At 65.7% G+C, this 18,431-nt stretch carries 16 protein-coding genes; 13 read left to right on the top strand and 3 right to left on the bottom strand.

The window, feature by feature from the left end; genetic code table 11:
• The first annotated feature begins 96 nt into the window (after positions 1 to 96).
• From K9F62_10820 to K9F62_10790, 7 genes are all read left to right on the top strand, one after another.
• Positions 97 to 813, top strand: coding sequence for a CerR family C-terminal domain-containing protein (locus K9F62_10820; protein UJX39227.1), 717 nt, complete (start codon positions 97 to 99; stop codon positions 811 to 813).
• The gene (locus K9F62_10815) at positions 789 to 1,988 is read left to right on the top strand and encodes an MFS transporter (GenBank protein UJX39226.1); all 1,200 of its coding nucleotides are present in this window, start codon (positions 789 to 791) and stop codon (positions 1,986 to 1,988) included. The genes K9F62_10820 and K9F62_10815 overlap by 25 nt, the downstream gene beginning before the upstream one ends.
• Before the next feature lie 742 nt (positions 1,989 to 2,730).
• Entirely contained in the window at positions 2,731 to 4,392 is a 1,662-nt protein-coding gene (locus K9F62_10810; GenBank protein ID UJX39225.1) for a nickel-dependent hydrogenase large subunit, read from the top strand.
• 22 nt (positions 4,393 to 4,414) lie between these two features.
• On the top strand, positions 4,415 to 5,428 hold the full coding sequence (gene hydE, locus K9F62_10805; GenBank protein UJX39224.1) for a [FeFe] hydrogenase H-cluster radical SAM maturase HydE: 1,014 nt from the start codon (positions 4,415 to 4,417) through the stop codon (positions 5,426 to 5,428).
• Positions 5,421 to 6,167, top strand: a complete 747-nt coding sequence (locus K9F62_10800) for an AAA family ATPase (GenBank protein UJX39223.1) — start codon at positions 5,421 to 5,423, stop codon at positions 6,165 to 6,167. Before hydE ends, K9F62_10800 begins: the two co-directional genes overlap by 8 nt.
• 139 nt (positions 6,168 to 6,306) lie before the next feature.
• Positions 6,307 to 7,605, top strand: a complete 1,299-nt coding sequence (locus K9F62_10795) for a nitrogenase component 1 (GenBank protein UJX39222.1) — start codon at positions 6,307 to 6,309, stop codon at positions 7,603 to 7,605.
• A gap of 24 nt (positions 7,606 to 7,629) precedes the next feature.
• A complete protein-coding gene (locus tag K9F62_10790) occupies positions 7,630 to 8,835 on the top strand; it encodes a hypothetical protein (protein ID UJX39221.1) in 1,206 nt (401 codons plus the stop codon).
• Positions 8,836 to 8,847: 12 nt separating this feature from the next.
• Here the strand turns inward: K9F62_10790 and K9F62_10785 are convergent, their stop codons facing one another.
• Both K9F62_10785 and K9F62_10780 read right to left on the bottom strand, forming a co-directional pair.
• Complete coding sequence (locus K9F62_10785; protein UJX39220.1) at positions 8,848 to 10,398, bottom strand: AarF/ABC1/UbiB kinase family protein; 1,551 nt, start codon at positions 10,396 to 10,398, stop codon at positions 8,848 to 8,850.
• Positions 10,398 to 10,676: a hypothetical protein gene (locus K9F62_10780; protein ID UJX39219.1), complete on the bottom strand. Its 279-nt coding sequence runs from the start codon at positions 10,674 to 10,676 to the stop codon at positions 10,398 to 10,400. The genes K9F62_10785 and K9F62_10780 overlap by 1 nt, the downstream gene beginning before the upstream one ends.
• A 187-nt stretch (positions 10,677 to 10,863) precedes the next feature.
• Here K9F62_10780 and K9F62_10775 point away from each other — a divergent pair, with 187 nt between their 5' ends.
• From K9F62_10775 to cbiD, 3 genes are all read left to right on the top strand, one after another.
• A complete protein-coding gene (locus tag K9F62_10775; protein UJX39218.1) occupies positions 10,864 to 12,261 on the top strand; it encodes a succinylglutamate desuccinylase/aspartoacylase family protein in 1,398 nt (465 codons plus the stop codon).
• 290 nt (positions 12,262 to 12,551) lie between these two features.
• Entirely contained in the window at positions 12,552 to 14,033 is a 1,482-nt protein-coding gene (locus tag K9F62_10770) for a cobyrinate a,c-diamide synthase (protein ID UJX43189.1), read from the top strand.
• Positions 14,033 to 15,133: a cobalt-precorrin-5B (C(1))-methyltransferase CbiD gene (gene cbiD, locus K9F62_10765; protein ID UJX39217.1), complete on the top strand. Its 1,101-nt coding sequence runs from the start codon at positions 14,033 to 14,035 to the stop codon at positions 15,131 to 15,133. Before K9F62_10770 ends, cbiD begins: the two co-directional genes overlap by 1 nt.
• 7 nt (positions 15,134 to 15,140) lie before the next feature.
• Here cbiD and K9F62_10760 read toward each other — a convergent pair whose 3' ends face one another.
• Complete coding sequence (locus K9F62_10760; GenBank protein ID UJX39216.1) at positions 15,141 to 15,845, bottom strand: hypothetical protein; 705 nt, start codon at positions 15,843 to 15,845, stop codon at positions 15,141 to 15,143.
• A 121-nt stretch (positions 15,846 to 15,966) separates the two neighbouring features.
• On the opposite strand from K9F62_10760, the gene cbiE reads away from it, so the two are divergent.
• From cbiE to K9F62_10745, 3 genes are read left to right on the top strand one after another with little or no spacing between them, the layout of a single operon-like run.
• Entirely contained in the window at positions 15,967 to 17,196 is a 1,230-nt protein-coding gene (gene cbiE / locus K9F62_10755; protein ID UJX39215.1) for a precorrin-6y C5,15-methyltransferase (decarboxylating) subunit CbiE, read from the top strand.
• On the top strand, positions 17,189 to 17,974 hold the full coding sequence (cobM, locus tag K9F62_10750; protein ID UJX39214.1) for a precorrin-4 C(11)-methyltransferase: 786 nt from the start codon (positions 17,189 to 17,191) through the stop codon (positions 17,972 to 17,974). The genes cbiE and cobM overlap by 8 nt, the downstream gene beginning before the upstream one ends.
• A 14-nt stretch (positions 17,975 to 17,988) precedes the next feature.
• Entirely contained in the window at positions 17,989 to 18,384 is a 396-nt protein-coding gene (locus tag K9F62_10745) for a secondary thiamine-phosphate synthase enzyme YjbQ (protein UJX39213.1), read from the top strand.
• Positions 18,385 to 18,431: the final 47 nt, after the last annotated feature.

The following is an 18,431-nucleotide window of genomic DNA, read 5'->3' as shown; positions in this document are numbered from 1 at the left end:
CACCATCAATATTATCAATCGATCGATTGACAACTTTGCCGGACAGGCGCATACCTCCCCGCACCTCGCGCCAAGCGCAAGGCCAAGGAACACACCATGCCCCAACTTCCCGCAAAGACAGATAAACGCCTGACCAAAGGCCGGCTGACCCGGGAGAAGCTCCTGGCCGAGGCGCTGCGGCTTTTCGCGAAAAGCGGCTATGCCGGTGTCGGCATCCGGGAGGTGGCGGCGGCGGCGGAAACCAACATCGCCTCCATCGCCTTTCACTTCTCCAGCAAGGAAGGGCTCTACCGGGCGGTCATCGAGCAGGTGGCCGGAGAATTGGCCCGCCTGCACCAGGCCGCCATCACCACGGCCACGGCCCAAAGCGCGGCCGCCGGCGAGGATGCCGGGAAACGCGCCCAGCGCATCGTCACCGACCTCATCACCCGGCTTTTGACGTCCAACCGCTCACGCTGGATGACGCTTTTGCTGCAACGCGAATTCATCACCCCGACGCCCTTTTTCAACATCATCTACGAAAGCACCATCGAGCCGACGCTCACGGCCCTTGCGGCGCTGGTGCACGAAATGAACGGGCAACCGCAATCGTCCATGGGCAACAAGGTACTGGCCTTTTCGCTTTTCATCATGACCAGCGCCTTTCAGCGCAACAGGAACACCTTTTTGCGGTTCATCGAAAAGGATGCCTATTCGCCTGAGGATATCGAGACCATCAGTCGTGTCGTGGCCCGGTTCGTGAAAAACGGCCTGCTCCAACCCCAAGAAACAAACGAAGCCTTGCCGCCATGTCCCAGCAAACAAAACTTCTGACCATCGATTTCATCTTCATCTGTCTGCTCATCTTCCTGGCCTACTGCAATATCACGGTCTTCTACAATCTGTATCTCTATCTCCAGGAAATACACATTGGGGCCAACTGGCGCGGCTTTCTCATCGGCTGCTCCTCGCTGTCCACCATCGCCTTCTTCCTGTTCGCCAGCCCCTATCTGACCGTCAGGAACGCCATCCCCTGCGCCCTGGCCGGCGCGCTCATCCTCATCGGCTGCGGCATAAGCTACCTGTACGCCCAAAGCGTCGCCGCGCTCCTCGTGGTGCGTCTGGCCAACGGGGCGGCGGTGTACCTGCTGTCCGCCGCCTGCATGACGCTCATGGTCTCGCGCATCGCGCCGGAGCACAGCGGGCAGGCCTTCAGCCTCTATTCCATCGCCCTGCTCCTGCCCTACTCCCTGGTCCCGTCCGTGTGCGACGTCATCACTCCCCACCTCCCGTCGGTGGCCTACACCTACCGCGACATGTCGCTGTTGCTCGTGCCCGGACTGGCCATGATCTACGTCATCAGCCGGCGGCGGCGACGGGGCGCGGGCGGCGAAACGCCCCAGTCGGCCATGTCGCTGGGCGACATGTACCGAAACGCCCTGTCGCCCCGTATCGCGTTGGTGCTGATCCTCAACGTCCTCTATATCATCACCTTTGCCTCGCTTTTTTTCATGGCCCAGGGACTGTTCCACTCGCGCGGCTACAGCACCGTTGGTTCGTACTTCACCATCCAGATGTTTTGCATGATCATCATCCGCCTGCTCGGCAACCGGCTTTTCGACAAAGTCCATAAAGTGCGGCTGATCATGTTCAGCTTCCTTATCTCGTCGGCCAGTTTCGCGCTCATGGCCGTGTCCTACAGCCTTGTCGGGCTGTACGCCTCGTCGCTGCTCATGGGCATCGGCATGGGGGTCAGCTCGCCGGCGCTTTACGGACTCATGTTCACCATCTCGTCGCCGCGCTTCAAGGCGGTCAATTCCAACCTGATGATGCTGTCCCTGCAGATCGGCAACTTCGTGGGTCCGGTCTACGGCGCCTGGGTCATGCAGCGCGTCGGCTACGCGGATTTGTTTTTGTGCAACGCCGGTTGCTGTCTTGTCGGCATCGGACTGTGCTTTCTGCTGACCAGCCGCAAGGTGGATGCCGGCCACAGCATCGCCAACGCCTAGGCGTTGCGTTTCCCTTGACTGGTTGGCCGGGGGGACGGGTGGCGTCCGCGCGCGGCGCATATTTGAAGAATACGCCTTCGCGGACGCCACCCGTTCCCCCGGCCCAGGCCAGGCAGCCCATATGGGGAAGCGCCTTGGCCTCACGCGTGAAATGGTCTGGGATTTCCTGGCAGCGCACCCGCTCGGTATGGATGCCTTCGCGCTTCAATCCAATCCCCTTGCAACGGTCAAGCAGTTCCCCCTCCACCCCTTTGAAAGTTTTTGAAGGGGTCCAGGGGAAACTTTTTTCAAAAAGTTTCCCCTGGCCGCCGGAGGCATCCCTCCCCCTTTTCCTTTTGACAGGGATCTGGGAGAGGTCTAAAAAACAAGTGGTTACGTCTGCAACGATAAGAGAAACCAATAACGCGTATCGCGCTTCCTTGCGTAAAGCTGGTGATGCCCATTTGCCCGCACCCTCGCCACGCAGCCTGCACGGATTTCGCGACGATTGCCTTACCGCCTGATCCGCATCGCCGCCATCGGCCGGTTCGCCACAAGCAATTCCGGCCTTTCTTGCCCGCTGCCACACGGGTAATGCATACCATCTAGGAAAACGCTTATTTTTCACGTGACAAGGGCTTGTTCAGAACGGTAACACATTTTTTGTTTTTTTATCCATACGGCCAAGGCAACACGCCCGCCCGGGGCGCAAGCGAAGGCCGTGAAACATGCCGTGCAGCCTGGCGCTTCATGGGACATCCGTATGTCGCTACCCTCCGAAAAAAACGCCGACATCGCCCAGTGTGACGGGAATCTTTTCATCATCAGCGTCCTTTTGAGCCAGGGACGGGTGGTGGAGGCCTGGAGCACGGGGAAGATGATCCAGAATATGAATTATCTGCTGGGAGCGACGCTGTCCGGGGAGGAATCCTTCTTTGCCCAGCGCCCCCATTGCCTGTGCAATGCCGGCCATGCCCTGGCCGCCACCCGGGCCCTGGAACAGCTTATCGACATACGCCTGCCCGAATCCGCCCTCCTGGTTCGCAACATCGCCCACGCGTTGCAGTTTCTCCTCGACCACCTCACCTTCTTCTACCTGTTTTATGCGGGCGACTGGCTGAGCCTGGCCGCCGCCTTGCGGGCGACGCCCGAAAAGACTGCCGCGCTTGCCCGCGAAAGCAACCCCAGCCTCACGGCCGAGGCCCGGTTTTTCGACGAGGCGCAAAAGCGTCTCGCCGCCCTGGCTTCGGCGGAGAAAGGCGCGCCTTTTTCCACAGCGGGCGGCGACCACCCGGCCTATGCCGCCTCCCCCGAAGCTTGTCTGCTCGTTTTGAGCCATGTCCAGCCGGCCATGGAAATCCGGACGAAGCTGGGCCGGGCCCAGGCGATCCTGCAAGGCACCCTGGCGGCCAGCGCCACCTGGCATGTCGGAGGGCTTCCCCAAAGCGCCAGCCTGACTGGCGGCGGCAATCCCGACCTGTCCCCGGCGGCGCGGGCCGAGTGCGCGGCGCTTTTGCACGAGTGCCGGCAATTTATCGAAGACACCTTGCTGCCCGATGTCCTGCTCGTGGGCGGCATCTATAAGGACTGGGCCGCCGTGGGCCGCTCCGACGCCTTTCTGTCCTGGGGGGAGTTCCCCGGCCCGGAGGGCGGCGACGCCCTTTTCCCGGGCGGCGTCTTCACGGTTAAAGACACCGTCCAGGCCGGGCCGGCCAGCCCGGAAGCGGTCTCCGACGAGACGGACCCGGGCTGGGCCGAACCGGACAAGGACCGCTACCGGCTGCGCTTCGGCCCGGGGGAAACGACCTACCACTGGCGAAACGAGGATTTTTGCTGGTTCAGCGCGCCCCGCCATGCCGGACGGGCCTGCGAGGTCGGCCCCGTGGCCCGCATTGTCGGAGCCTACGGACGCGGCAACGCCATGGTCCGGGAGCTTGCGGACGCGGCCCTGGCGACGCTCGGTCTGCCGCTTGCGGCGCTTAATTCCACCATCGGCCGCGTGCTGGCCCGGGGGCTCGAGGCCGTGGCCTGCATCCGCTCCGCCACGACCTGGCTTGGCGACCTCGACCGCTGCCTGGATCAGGGGAACGCGGCCTTGCAGGCCGCCTTTACGCTGCCGGACGCCGGGGAGGGCATCGGCCTGGCGGAACTCACCCGGGGGGCGCTCGTGCACCGCATCCGCCTGCGGGACAGGCGGATCGTGGCCCACGACGCGCTGGTGCCCTCGCTTTGGAACTTCTCCCCCCGAAGCGGCGACGGGACCCTCGGCCCCCTGGAACTGGCCCTGCGGGGCATTTCGCTGGCCGACCCGGCCAATCCCCTGGAACTCACGCGCGTCATTCACACATTCGACCCCTGCAACGCCTGCGTGCTGCGCATCGAGGACGGCGACACCGGACGCGTGGTAAGCAGCAACGTGAAATAAGCGGGGGACAAAGGATGCGGCCATGAACAAACGGGATATTCTCGACGCCCTTCGCGACCCGGCGGCCGGGGAAACGCTTTTTGCCGAAGCCGACCGCGTGCGCCGGGAGTATTGCGGCGACGAGGCCCAACTGCGCGGGGTGGTGCATTTTTCCAACCACTGCTCGTGCGACGACCTCTATTGCGGCCTGCGCAAAAGCAACCGCACCATCAAGCGCTTTCGCATGTCCGAGGACCAGGTCGTGGAGACCGCGCTGGCCATCGCCGCCGCCGGGCTGCGCACCGTGGTCCTCCAATCCGGCGAGGACGGCTACTACACCCGGGAGCGGGTCTGCTCCATCCTGGGCCGGATTCTCGATAAGGCCGACGTGGCCGTCACCCTGAGCCTCGGCGAGCGTTCGACGGACGATTTGCGCGCCTTCCGGGACGCCGGGGCCGGCCGCTACCTCATGAAGCACGAGACCATGAACCCGGAGCTTTACGCCCGGATGCGCCCCGGCCGCAGCCTCGACGCGCGGCTTCGCGCCCTGAAGGAAATCCGCGCCCTGGGCTATCAGACCGGCGTCGGCAACATCGTGGGCCTGCCCGGCCAGACCCTGGACGATCTGGCCGACGACATCCTCTTTTTCCAGGAATTCCAGCCGGACATGGTCAATATCGGGCCGTTCATTCCGGACGGGAGCACGCCGCTCGGGGACGAGCCGGCCGGCGACATCGAGCTGATGCTGCGCGTCTTCGCCCTGACCCGTATCGTGACCCGAAACACCCATCTGGCGGCGGCCAATACCGTCGCCACCCTGGACCCCGACCAGGGGCAGTACCGGGCGCTCGTCCAGGGCGGGGCCAACGTCATCATGCCCAACTGCAACCCCTTCGTGCAAAGCAGGCAAGACAAGATCGAATACGAATTCCAGATCACCACCAAGAAACGGTACGTCTCCGTCGACGAGGCGAAAAGCGTGCTGGCCCGCGCCGGGCGCACGATCGGCTCCAGTCGCGGCGATTCCCTCAAGATGCAAGGAGCGGCGCATGATTAAGATCGCCATCTACGGCAAGGGCGGCATCGGCAAATCCACCGTGACCTCGAGCCTCTCGGCCGCCCTGAGCCTCGAGGGCCGCAAGGTCATGCAGATCGGCTGCGACCCCAAAACCGACTCCACCATCAATCTGCTGCGCGGCCTGACCCCGCCGCCCATCCTGCAATACCTCCAGGAACACGGCCGGCCGGCCAGCCTCGACGAGATCGCCCGCACCGGTTTCGGCGGCGCCACCTGCCTGGAGGTCGGCGGCCCCACGCCCGGCGTCGGCTGCTTCGGCCGGGGCATGCTCACCGCCTTCGAGCTGCTGGAAGAAATGAACGCCTACGCGACCTACGCCCCGGACGTGGTGCTCTACGACATCCTGGCCGACATCGTCTGCGGCGGCATCGCCGTGCCCATGCGCGAAGGCTTTGCCGACAAGGTGGCCATCGTCACCTCGGGCGAGAAAATGGCCCTGCTCGCCGCCCGCAACATCATCCTGGCCCTGCGCCATTTCGCCGACCGCCACTACGCCGAGCTCGGCGGCCTGATCCTCAACTGCCGCGACATGGCCGACGAGAAGGCCCGGGTGGAGGATTTCGCCGCGAAAATGGACACCACCATCCTCGGCGTCATCCCCCGCGACCGGGCCATCCATACCTTCGAGGAAGAAGGCAAGACTATCGTGGAAGGCGACCCCGGACTGCCGACGTCCCTCGAATTCCGCAACCTCGCCCGGACCATGATGGGATTATAGGGAAAGGAGCGATGCGAGAGGGGAAACCCTTTTGCAAAGGGTTCTCCCCTCTCGCGCTCTCCCCTTCCTAAACTTTTTAACCGACTATTTCCTCGCAACAATCATGCAACCGACCTTTCCACATCCGCAGGAGAACGCCATGCGCGCAACACAAGCCTCGATCGAGATGGCGCGGCTCACGCGACGGGAGGATTTCCCCTTCGCGCCGCTGGAGGGCGTGGGCCCCAACCTGGCCGGCTGGGGCGTCATCGAGACCTCGCTCCTTTTGCCCGAGTCGCTTTCCATCATGGCCGGGCCCTCGGCCTGTCTGCGCCACTCGGCCTTCATGGCCCATGCCCGAGGATTCGGCGACCGCTTCTATATGCTGTGCCTCGAGGAAGTGGACATGACCATGGGCAGGCACCTGGAAAAGATAGAGAAGGCCGTGCGGGACATCGCGGCCACCCGGCCGGAAAAGGCCATTTTCCTCATCGTCGGCTGTCCGGACTACATCCTGGGCACGGATTTCACCGGCGTGCTCGAACGGCTCACGGCCGCGACCGGTCGCCGCGTCATCCTCGGGGCCATGGCCCCCATCACCATCGGACTCAAGGAATCGCCCTTCACCTCGGCCTACACCTCGTTTTACGAGTTCTTAAAGGACGCGCCGCGTCATCCCGATCCCGACGCCGTGAATCTGCTCGGCACCTTCATGCCGCTTTCCCCGGACGGCGAATTTTACGACGTGCTGCGGGCGGCCGGCGTGTCGCGCCTCACCCAGATTCCCCTTTGCGCCGACCTTGCGGAGTTCTCCCGCATGGCTTCGGCCGGGCATTCGTTGGTGCTGCATCCGCTGGCCAACGGCATGGCCGGACGCATGGAAAAGGAGCTGGGCATCCCGTCGCTCTTCGTGCCCACGGCCTACGGCTTCGGGGCCATCGCCGCCCAGTACGCCAAAATCGGCGAGGCCCTCGGCCGCGACCTGGACACGACCGCCGCCGAGAAGGCCGCCCGGGAAGCTGCCGGACCGCTCCTCGACGCCCTTCGCGGCAAGACCATCGCCATCGGCGGCGCGATCAACGGCAGCCCCTATGAGCTGGCCCTGGCTTTCGTGGACGCGGGGCTCACGGTGGACACCATCTTCGGGCGCGGCACCTTCAAGCCCTACGAATGGAAGCTCATCGAACGCCTGCGCGAGGTCGCGCCGCACATCCGGGTCTACAACGTCTCCCACCCGAACCTGTGCGGCGAGACGGCCGCCTTCGACCATGTGGACGTGGCCTACGGCGTGGACGCCGGCATGTTTTGCGCCAAGGCGGTCAACGTGCCCCTGTCGCGCTACCAGGAGCAGCACTACGGCTACGAAAACGCCGTGTGGATGCTCGAGGAGACCCGGCAGGCGATGGCCCATCCGGTCAGCAATCACGATTGGATCTACCGGCGCCAGTTCCTCATTTAAGCCCGACAGCGCAAGGATGGAGACATGAAAATCTTCCACAAGCTTCTGCCCCTGGCCACAGGCTATTTCGGCGTCAGTTCGGCCCTGTACGATTTCGATGGGCTGGTGGTGATCTACGGCCCGGCCGGCGGGGCCTGGCACATCAATATCGAGGACGAGCCGCGCTGGTACCGCGGACCGGCCACCGTGGTCGGGGCCGGACTGCTGGAGATGGACGTCATCCTCGGCAACGAGGACAAGTTCATCGACAACATCGCCAAGGTGGCGACCGAGCTCGACCGCCGATTCATCGCCCTGGCCGGCACGCCCATCTCGGAGATCATCGGCACGGACCTCAAGGGGTTCGCCCGCACCCTGGAAGCCCGCACCGGGCTGCCGGTCTTCATGGTGCCGACGGCCGGTTCGGAACCCTACCCCGAGGGCGCGTCCAAGGCGTTTCTGGCTCTGGCCGACAAATTCATGGTCCCGCCGACAAGGAAGCGGGAAAAAAGCCTGAACGTGCTCGGGGCCATCCACCTGTCCACGGGCAAGCCGGAACATATCCAGCCGCTTTTCACGGCCCTTGAACAAGCCGGCTATGCCCTGGTCAGCGTCTTTTCCGTGGCCCGCCCAGGCCAAGATGATCCGCTCCAGGCCGTACGCGAGGCCCCGGAAGCGGCCGTCAACCTGGTGGTCTCGGCCAGCGGCCTGGCCCTGGCCGCGCGCATGCAGGCCGCCTACGGCACGCCCTATGTGGTCGGCCTGCCGGTCGGCCGGCAGGGACTGGCCGACGTCCTGGCCCTGCTGGAAGGACGTTCCCCAACCCCGGCGACGCCCCCGGCGCGTCCCGCGCCGTTTCGTCGCGCCCTGGTCGTCGGCGAGCCGGTCGTCAGCTACGGCATCAAACACTGCATGCGCCATGATTTCGGCCTGCCCGAGGTGGACGTGGTGTCCGTGACGCCGTCCGAAGCGCTTTTTGCCGACGCGCCCGGTTGCCGGGGCGTTCTCGCCGCCCGTGGTCCCCGCGACCTGGACACCGACGCCGAGCAGGCCATTGCCGAGCGCGTAAACGATCCGGCCGTGGATTTCATTGTCGCCGACCCGTGCTACGAAGCCCTGCTCACCCGCAAGGCGCGCTTCGTCCCGGTGCCGCATATCGCCCTAAGCGCCCGGTTCAACTGGGACATGCCCTACGAGTACGCCGTGGAAAAGGGTTACGCCTATTTCGAGCAGGCGCTTTTCGGCGCGTAACGCGTGATTTTGCTAGCGTAAGGCTAGCCAGATGCGTACCGCCCCGGCCACGAAAAGCGCCCAGGCAATGGGCCCGGCATGGGGCGGCCGCGTCAGGGCCACGAGAAAGGCGGCGACAAGCAGCAAAATGCCCAACGCCACGCGGCGCAGATAGGGACGCAGGCATTCACCGGCGTATTCCAGTGTTTCGGGCGAGAGCTTCACCCGCAGGTTGGATTCGCTTAGATCCGTCAGCACCGTCTTGGCCCGGCGCAAGGTCAGCGGCAGGCTGGTCAGCTCCGAGCGCAAGGTGGGAAAAAGCCCAGCTTCCGCGCCCATGGCCCGGGCCAGATTGCGACGCAGCAGCGGCAGGATGTCCTTCACGCCGTTGAAATTCTCGATGTAGGTGGTGCCAAGGCCCTCGATCAGCGTGCTCGCCCGCATGACGTAGACCACGTCCTGGGGCACCTTGAACGGCAGGTCCTTCATGGAATCGAGCACCGAGAAGGCCAGCGCCTGCATGGAGGCGGCGGACAGGCTGGCGTTGCCGAATATGTCGAACATGCGTTCGGAAAATTCCATCATCTCGGTGGGCTCGGCCCCGGCGGCCACGATGCCCAGACGCTTGCAGGCCACGATGAAACCCTCGTAGTCCCGGTCGTGGGCGGTCTTGGCCACCTCGATCATGGCCACCCGGGTGTCGGCGGGCAGCCGCTTGACCATGCCGAAATCGAGCAGGGTGATGCCCCCGTCCGGCCGCACCAGGATGTTGCCGGGATGCGGGTCGGCGTGGAAATAGCCCCGCACCAGCATCTGTTCGATATAAAAGGCGATCAGGTCGTCGAGCACCTTGCGGAAAGGGATGCCGGCAGCAGCCAGTGAGGCCTTGTCGTCGATGCGAAACCCGGTCTCGAAGCTCATGACCAGGGCGTCGGCGTTGGAAAGCTCCGGCACCGGCACCGGAAAACGCACCGCGCCATCGCCGTAGGCGTCGGTGAACTTGCGCAGGTTGGCCAGCTCCACGGACAAATCGGCTTCCTTGACGATCATGGCGGAAAATTCCGCCAGCACGGCTTCCACGGAATTTTTCGTGGCCCGGGAGAAAAACGGCGTGAAAACGGCCAGCATGCTCCGCACCAGCCGCAAATCCGCCCGCACCAGCCGCTGCACCCCCAGCCGGCGCAGCTTGACCGCCACCTTGCTCCCGTCGGCAAGGTACGCCTCATGCACCTGACCGATGGACGCGCTGGCCAGCGGCAGCGTCTCAAAGGAGGCAAACGGCGGTGCGTCGCCGAAGGCCCGGGCGAAGGCCGTCCGGAAATCGGCCTCGGGCATGGGGGCGACCTCGTCGTGGATGCCCCGCAGTTCGACCAGGTAGTCCTCGGTAAAAAAATCGGCCCGGGTGGCCAGCACCTGGGCCAGCTTGATGAAGCTGACGCCGAGCGTCAAAATGGCTTCCTTGAGCTGGCGCGGCGGCAAAGGGCGCAAAAAGAGAAACCGCTCCTTGCGCCGCACCAGCACGAAGACCGTATGGAGAAACCGGAAAGCCAGCCAGACGCGGCGCGGCGCGAATCCGGACGGCATCAGGACGACTTTTTCTCGATAAGCGCCTTGAGCTCGGCAATGTCCTCCTTGGTGGCAAGGCCCATGCCTTCCAGGACTTTCTGCAGCTCCTTGTGAATGCGGGCATTGACGGCCTCTTCTTCCTGTTGCGCCCGGGCCTTGGCGTCTTCCAGGAAGTTTTTGGCCTCGGTGCGCGACATCTCGCCGCGCTTTTCCATTTCATCCACGAATTCCTCGAACTTGTCCTTGGCCAAAAAGGCCGCGCCAAGTCCCATATACAGCAGATCGACCGGTTTCATGCGACACGCTCCTTGGGGTTGTTCATCTTTATAATATCGTCTTTCACGCATGCCGCGTCAAGCGGCCAGCTACACGGCAGCGAGGCGGCGGCAGGCGCCGGGATGACTTTCAAGGCCGATTCGGTTAAAGAATACGGCGTCCCGCCTTGCCGTAAGCAAGGCGAAAACAACGCCACGTCGAGGTCCCATGCGTTCCATCCTGATCGCGCTTCTCCTCTCGGCTTTCGCATCGACCGCCTTCGGCGGCAATCTCGACTTTACGCTCCACAAGCTCGAATCCGGCCGCCCCGGCCCGACCATACTCGTCATCGGCGGCATCCAGGGCGACGAGCCCGGCGGCTTCTACACCGCCGCCCTGCTCGTGTCGCACTACAAGATCAAAACCGGCGCGGTCTGGGTCGTGCCCAACCTCAACTTCCTGTCCATCATCCACAACTCGCGCGGCATGCACGGCGACATGAACCGCAAGTTCGCCGACCTCGACCCCAAGGACCCGGAATACGAGGCCATCCAGAAAATAAAGGCCATCATCACCGACAAGCGCGTGGACGTCGTGCTCCACCTGCACGACGGCTGGGGCTACTACAGCCCCACCTACGTCTCCGACTGGCAGTGCCCGGCGCGCTGGGGCCAGTCCGTCATCATCGACCAGACCAGCGTTCCCGGCGCGCGCTTCGGCGATCTCCAGGCGCTGGCCCAAAAGGCCGTGGACGACGCCAACCAGCACCTCTACGAGGAACTGCACGCCTACCACGTCAAAAACACCCACACCCACGACTTGAGCGACGAAACCGCCAAGGAAATGTCGAAGACGCTCACCTACTTCGCCATCAACCACGGCAAGCCGGCCTTCGGCATCGAAGGCAGCAAGAACATCACCCCCTTCATGTCCGCCTACTACCACCTGGCCGTGGTCGAGAGCTTCCTCAAATCCTTCGGCATCGAATTCGAGCGCACCTTTCCCCTGGACACCAAACAGGTGGCCGAAGCCCTGCAAAGCAACGTGGACGTCTCGTTTTTCGACAACAAGGTCTATCTGGACCTGCGAAACGCCCGCGCCCGCCTGCGCTACATCCCGCTCAAAAAGGGCAGCGCCGTGGAATACCGCCCCGGCAGCCCGATCATGGCCCTGGTCTCGGCCGACAAAAGCCTCAAGGTCTACTTCGGCAACAAGAACGTGACCGAACTCGACCCCCAATACTTCGACTACGACACCAGCCTCGACGCCGTGCCCATGACCATCGACGGCACGAAGCGCACCGTGCCCTTCGGCAGCGTGGTCAATGTGGCCAACTCCTTTGCCGTCGAACCAACCCACGACTACCGCGTCAACGTCATCGGTTACGCCAAGCCCGGCCACGACGACGAAGCCGGCATCACCCTCGCCCGCGCCGACCTCCAATCCGGCTACTCCGTGGATAAGGACGGCTCCATCTTCCGCGTGGAAGTCTACAGGGGCGACAAGTTCTGCGGCATGATCCTGGCCGCCTTCCAACAGGCCGAATCCCCCCGCATGGCCAAAGCCCCAAACGACACGCTGCTAACGCGCCTCAAAAAAAGCGGCGCTCTCGAACTGGGCCGGTAGCTTGAAGCGCCGGGGGAGGGAACCCCACCCTCCCCAAAAACTTTAAAGGGGCCGCAAAGCGGAAGGCGATGCAAAAACCTGCTTCATCATTGTCGCCCCGCAGGGGCGACGGCGCGGTGGAGTCGGAATTTGCCCGGGACGAGCCTGCCGCGAAGCGGCGGCAACGTCCCGGCAAATGCCGACTCCATCTTCCTCCCCCCACCGACCTTCCGCCAACCAACCCATCCTCCGCCCAGCCAAAGCCGGACGGGGGGTCCGGGGGGCCCATGGCCTCCCGGCGGGGTGCAGGGGTGGAGCCCCGCCGGGGGCCGGGGCAGCGCCCCGCCGGGCGCGGCCTCGTCGTGGCCGGCACGCGTAGCGGCTGCGGCAAGACGTCGGTGGCGCTGGGGCTGATGCGGGCGCTTTCGCGGCGCGGGCTGCGGGTGCAGGCGTTCAAGGTCGGGCCGGATTTCATCGACCCGGGACATCATGGGCTGGCCACGGGGCGGGTGAGCCACAATCTCGATAACTGGATGTGCGGTTCGGACGTCGTGCGGGAGATCTTCGCCCGGTACGCGGCCGATGCGGACGTGGTGGTGGTCGAGGGTGTGATGGGGCTTTTCGACGGCTTTTCGGCCAGGGACGACGCCGGCAGCACGGCCCGACTGGCCAAGACGCTTGGATTGCCGGTGCTGCTGGTGGTGGACGCCGCGTCCATGGCAAGGTCGGCCGCGGCCATGGTCTCCGGGTTTACGCAATTCGATCCGGAGCTTCATTTTTGCGGCGTGGCGCTCAACAATGCCGGCAGCGACAGCCACCGTGAACTTTTGGCCGAGGTCATGGCCACCTCGCTCCCAGAGACGTCGCTTTGGGGCGTGTTGCCACGCCGGCCGGCAATTGCCATGCCGTCGCGCCACCTGGGGCTCGTCACGGCCGAGACCGATAGCGACGCGCTGTCCCGCCTCGACGCCCTGGCCGACTGGGTGGAGAACTCTTTCGACCTTCCGGCGCGCATACAATCTCTCCCCCCATTATGGGGGTCCGGGGGAGCCGTGGTCCCCCGGCGGGGTGGTCCAGGAGGGGCAGAGCCCCTCCTGGCCGCCGGAGGCACATCCCCCTCCACCACATCCTCCACATCCTCCACCTCCTCCACCTCGCCCATCATCGGCGTCGCCCGGGACGCGGCGTTCTGTTTTTATTATGCGGAAAACCTGCGGCTGCTCGAAGCGGCCGGAGCGACGCTGGCGTATTTTTCGCCGCTGACGGACACGGCCTTGCCCGAGGGTATGGGGGGGCTGTACCTGGGCGGTGGCTATCCCGAGCTTTTCGCGCAAGAGCTTGCGGCAAACGCGGCCATGCGCGAGGCAGTGCGGGCATTTTGCGCCGCCGGGCGGCCGGTCTTGGCCGAGTGCGGCGGGTTCATGTATCTGATGGAGTCGCTGGTGGACAAGGAAGGCCGGGAGCAGGCCATGGCCGGGGTGTTTCCGTTTCGGGCGACCATGGGCGAGCGGTTTTCGGCCCTGGGCTACCGGGAGGCGACCACCCGGGCGGACACGCCGCTCGGCCCGGCCGGAACCCGGCTGCGGGGGCACGAGTTCCATTATTCGCGCCTGGAAGGCGATACGGGCCAGGTCCCGGCGGTCTATGCCCTGACCGGACGCAAGGGGCCCATCGACGCGCCGGAAGGGTTTCTGCGCGGCAACACGCTCGGCAGCTACGTGCATCTGCATTTCGGCGGCACCCCCCGGGCGGCGGCCCATTTCGTGGCCAGCTGCGCCAAAGGGAGGGACTGATGGCCGGGGAAAAACTGCGCGAGGGTTTCACCACCGGCACGGCGGCGGCCGGCGCGGCCAAGGCGGCGGCGCTCACGCTCCTGGGCGGCAGGACGCCCGAGACTATCGACGTGCCGTTGCCGAACGGTTCCCGCCTGACCCTGGCCGTGGCCGAAGCGCGGCGCGAAGGGGATGGGGCCGCAGCCTACGTCATCAAGGACGGCGGCGACGACCCGGACGCGACCCATGGCGCGCGCATCGGCTGCCGGGTGACGCGCCGGGCCGAAGCGGGGATCAGCCTCGACGGCGGCGAGGGCGTTGGCCGGGTAACGTTGCCGGGACTGCCGGTGCCGGTCGGGCAGGCGGGCATCAATCCCGCGCCGCGCCGGCAGATCCTCGACGCCCTGGCCGAGGCGGCGCACGAATGCCGTTATACTGGCGGGCTGGCGGCCGTGGTCACGGTGGAAGGCGGCGAGGCCATCGCCAAGCGGACGCTCAATCCGCGCCTGGGCATCGTCGGCGGCATCTCCATCCTCGGCGTCTCCGGCATCGTGCGGCCCTTCAGCCATGAGGCCTGGAAGGCCTCCATCGCCGAAGCCCTCGACGTGGCCAAAGCGCTTGGCCATGGCACGGTCGGCTTTTCCACCGGCCGGCGCAGCGAGGCCTATCTGCGGGGCCTTTACCCCGATCTGCCGGAAACGGCCTGCGTCCAGGCGGCGGATTTCTTCGCCTTCGCCCTTGAGGAAGCGGCCAGACGGGATTTCGCGGCCATCGTCTGGGCCGCCTTCCCCGGCAAGCTGGTCAAGATGGCCCAGGGGCTGGCCAACACCCACGCCCATAAAGGGGAAACCGATTTTTCCGCCCTGGCTGACTGGTGCGCCTTGGCCGGCTGGCCAGAGGATCTGGCGCGGCAGGCGGCCACGGCCAATACCGCCCGCCATGCCTTCGAGATCGCCCCCTCGCCCCAGGCCAAGCGCGCCCTGGCCGAACTGCTTGCCGGCGAGGCGCTGGCCCACATGCGCCGCTTCGCCGGCGACGCCCCGGCCATCACGCTGGTCGTGTTCGACTTCGACGGCGTCATGCTGACCAGGGGAGGCGCTGCCTCCCCTGGCCCCCTTTAACGGAAGATTAGGCGGGAAAGGAGGTTACGTCGGCAGGATGGCGGACAAGCTCGAGGTTGTCCGTCCACCAGCGGTACATGGAGCGCAGCACCCAGGGAATGGGGATCAGGAAAAGGGAACCGACGAACCAGACGACGGAGCGCCAGAGAAGCCCCCAGCCCGTGCCCACAAACATGACATCGTAGCCGTCGCCCTCGAGATTGTCGCAAAACCAGCGCACGAGCCCCGTGGCCACCCAGGGCCACAACACCACGGTCAGGGCCGTGACGTATAAAAGCAGCACCCAGCCGAGATAGGGCAGGTATTTTCCGTGGAACCGGGGCGCGCCGCCGGGTTCGAGTCGGATGTTCGCGAACAGCCAGCGGTAAATGGGCAACTTGACCGCCGCGTCGAACGGCACCAGCGCCAACACGAGCAGCAACTGAACGGAAGTTGTCCTGATGTTATGTTCCATGCCCGCCGTCACGAAGCTGGGCAAAATGGCCAGGAACACCGTCACGGCAAAAAGCGGCCAGATGCTGCCGCCCCGGCCGGTGAATTCCGCCCGGGTGCCGTCGGAAAAGACAAGGCTGCCGCACCACCAGGCCGCAAAGGCCACCACGCCCCAGGCCGCCGGAATGACGAAAAGCGCCAGCACGGCGCACAGCAGCGTATAGCCAAGCGACGCCATCGCCCCGCCCGTGAACCTGACGCCAACGCGTTGATCGAGCATACCACCTCCTTTTTTTCGCAATGGCACTTTTCTGACCCAGCGCCACAAAAAGGGCAACACCCTTTTGACCCCGGCCCCCCGCACGCGTACAGGGGGGCATGACGTTTGGAGAGGACCCGGCATGACCCCGAAGCGCATCGCCGTCATCGGCTGCGGCATCGGCCGGCCATGGCTGGCCCCGGAACCGGCCAACACCCTGACCGGGGCCGACGTGCTGGTCGGCGGCGCCCGCCAGCTTGCCCTTTTCCCGGACCATCCCGCACGCCGCATCCCCATTACCGGTTCCCTTGCCGCCGTATGCGACGCCATTATGGCCGCAGCCGACAGCGGCGAGGCGGTCTGCGTGCTGGCCGACGGGGACCCGCTTTTTTTCGGCATCGGCCGCCTGCTGGTCGAGCGGTTCGGGTCCGAGCGCCTGACCTTTTACCCGGGCGTCACCGCCGTCGGAGCCGCCGCCGCCCGCCTGGGCCGGCCCTGGCAGGATCTCCCGGCCGTCTCGCTCCATGGCCGCAACGACCTGACGCCCCTTTTCGCCGCCCTCGTCCGCCACGGCGCGGCAGCGGTCTACACCGACGCCGTCAACACCCCGGCCGTCATCGCCGGCGAGCTCCTTGCGCGCGGCGGCGACGCCTTTACGCTGCACGTGCTGGAGGAGATGGGCCTGCCCGGAGAGCGCCGCCACAGCCTGCCTCTCGCCGACGCCGCCAGACTCGAATGTTCCCCGCTCAACCTCGTGATTGTCGAACGTACGCGCCCGCCCGAAATCGCGCTCAGCCTGGGCCTCGCCGACGAGGCCCTTTTGCGCCACGACCGCGTCTTCACCAAAATCCCGGTGCGGGCCGTGTCCCTGGCCGGGCTCGCACCGCGCCCGTGGGACGTCGTCTGGGACGTGGGAGCCGGAACCGGGGCCATGGCCCTGGAAGCGTCTCTTTTAAACGTCGGCGGCCCGGTCTTCGCCGTGGAGCGCGATCCGGCCCGGCATGCGCTGCTTATGGACAACATCCGCCGCACCGGCGCGCTGACCGTGACACCGGTTGCCGGCGAAGCCCCGGACGTCCTGGCCGGGCTGCCGGACCCGGACCGCATTTTCATCGGCGGCGGCCTGACCGGCGCGCCGGATCTGCTGCCCGGACTGTGCCGGCGGCTGCGCCCCGGCGGCAGGCTGGTCGCCAACTGCGTGCTGCTCGGCAGCCTGCACAGCGCCCTGGAAACGCTTCGCGCCCTGGGCTGGCCCGTAACGCTCACGCAGATGCGGGCGGAAACAGCCGTGCCCCTGGCCGGGGACCTGCGCCTTTGCGCCGACAACCCCGTTTTCGTCCTGACCGCCGTCAAGGAATCCTGCCATGACTGACGCGCCCGACGTCCCTTGCGGCGTCTATTTCATCGGAGCCGGCCCCGGCGACCCGGACCTGCTCACGGTCAAGGCCGCCCGGATCATCGGCCGGGCCGATCTGGTCCTTTACGCCGGCTCGCTGGTGTCGCCGGCCGTGGTGGCCTTGGCCAAAAAAGAGGCGCGGGTGGTCGATTCCGCGCCGCTGACCCTGGCCGAGACCCATGCCCTGCTCGTAGACGCCGTGCGCGCCGGGGGCATCGCCGCCCGGGTGCATACCGGCGACCCGGCCCTGTACGGCGCGCTGTCCGAACAAACCCGGCTCCTGGCCGCCGCGGGCATCCCCTATCAGGTCATTCCCGGCGTCACCTCGGCCTCGGCCGCGGCAGCCGCCTTCGGCGTCTCCGTAACCGAACCGGAGACGACCCAGAGCCTGATCCTGACCCGGCTCGCCGGGCGCACGCCCATGCCGCCGGGCGAATCCCTGGCCGCGCTGGCCGCGCACAAAACCTCCCTGGCCATCTACCTCTCGGCCGGCGATCCCGAGGGCGTGGCCGCCGCCCTGCGCGAGGCGGGACTGCCCGAGGCCACGCCGGTCGCCATCGCCCACCGCCTGGGCTGGCCCGGGGAAAAACGCCTGTGGGCCACCGTCGCCACCCTGGCCGAAACGGTGCGTCAGGCCGGCGTCGACCGGCAAACCCTTTTCTTGGTGCTGCCCGGGCTCGGCCAGGGGACATGCTCCAAACTCTACGACCCGTCCTTCGGTCACGGATTCCGTCCGGTCCGCGACGACGGCTAAAGGAGGTTCACCATATGGAAACCTTCGAGGTGCACACCACTCGCCGCGAAGAACTCATCCGCCTGACAAGCGCCCTGCAGGAACTCGTGGACGCCAGGGGCTGGCGCGACGGCGCGCTGGTCGTCTTCTGTCCCCACACCACCGCCGGGCTCACCGTCAACGAGGACGCCGACCCGGACGTGGCCGCCGACATGGTCGCGGCCATGGGACGGCTGCTGCCCCGGGACGCCGGCTACCGACACGTCGAGGGCAACAGCGATGCCCACGTCAAGGCGACCTTGGTCGGCCCGTCGCTCACGCTCATCGTGGCAGCCGGCCGCATCATGCTCGGCACCTGGCAGGGAATCTTTCTGTGCGAATGGGACGGCCCCAGGAACCGCAAGGTCTGGGCCCAGTGGCTCGGTCAATAGGTGGAGAGGAAAAGAGAATGCGAGAGGGGGACCCTTTTTGAAAAAAG

The organism is Desulfovibrio sp. JY (assembly GCA_021730285.1).
In the GTDB taxonomy this organism is placed as follows: domain Bacteria; phylum Desulfobacterota; class Desulfovibrionia; order Desulfovibrionales; family Desulfovibrionaceae; genus Solidesulfovibrio.
This window is presented reverse-complemented; position numbering and strand designations above follow the sequence as displayed.

Excerpts from the sequence above, each read along its gene's own strand:
- hydE (UJX39224.1), top strand. The coding sequence starts at position 4,415 with ATGAACAAACGGGATATTCTCGACGCCCTTCGCGACCCGGCGGCCGGG.
- cbiE (UJX39215.1), top strand. The coding sequence starts at position 15,967 with ATGACCCCGAAGCGCATCGCCGTCATCGGCTGCGGCATCGGCCGGCCA.
- K9F62_10820 (UJX39227.1), top strand. The coding sequence starts at position 97 with ATGCCCCAACTTCCCGCAAAGACAGATAAACGCCTGACCAAAGGCCGG.
- K9F62_10810 (UJX39225.1), top strand. The coding sequence starts at position 2,731 with ATGTCGCTACCCTCCGAAAAAAACGCCGACATCGCCCAGTGTGACGGG.
- K9F62_10795 (UJX39222.1), top strand. The coding sequence starts at position 6,307 with ATGCGCGCAACACAAGCCTCGATCGAGATGGCGCGGCTCACGCGACGG.
- K9F62_10800 (UJX39223.1), top strand. The coding sequence starts at position 5,421 with ATGATTAAGATCGCCATCTACGGCAAGGGCGGCATCGGCAAATCCACC.
- K9F62_10745 (UJX39213.1), top strand. The coding sequence starts at position 17,989 with ATGGAAACCTTCGAGGTGCACACCACTCGCCGCGAAGAACTCATCCGC.
- K9F62_10785 (UJX39220.1), bottom strand. The coding sequence starts at position 10,398 with ATGCCGTCCGGATTCGCGCCGCGCCGCGTCTGGCTGGCTTTCCGGTTT.
- K9F62_10815 (UJX39226.1), top strand. The coding sequence starts at position 789 with ATGTCCCAGCAAACAAAACTTCTGACCATCGATTTCATCTTCATCTGT.
- K9F62_10790 (UJX39221.1), top strand. The coding sequence starts at position 7,630 with ATGAAAATCTTCCACAAGCTTCTGCCCCTGGCCACAGGCTATTTCGGC.
- K9F62_10760 (UJX39216.1), bottom strand. The coding sequence starts at position 15,845 with ATGCTCGATCAACGCGTTGGCGTCAGGTTCACGGGCGGGGCGATGGCG.
- K9F62_10780 (UJX39219.1), bottom strand. The coding sequence starts at position 10,676 with ATGAAACCGGTCGATCTGCTGTATATGGGACTTGGCGCGGCCTTTTTG.
- cbiD (UJX39217.1), top strand. The coding sequence starts at position 14,033 with ATGGCCGGGGAAAAACTGCGCGAGGGTTTCACCACCGGCACGGCGGCG.
- cobM (UJX39214.1), top strand. The coding sequence starts at position 17,189 with ATGACTGACGCGCCCGACGTCCCTTGCGGCGTCTATTTCATCGGAGCC.
- K9F62_10775 (UJX39218.1), top strand. The coding sequence starts at position 10,864 with ATGCGTTCCATCCTGATCGCGCTTCTCCTCTCGGCTTTCGCATCGACC.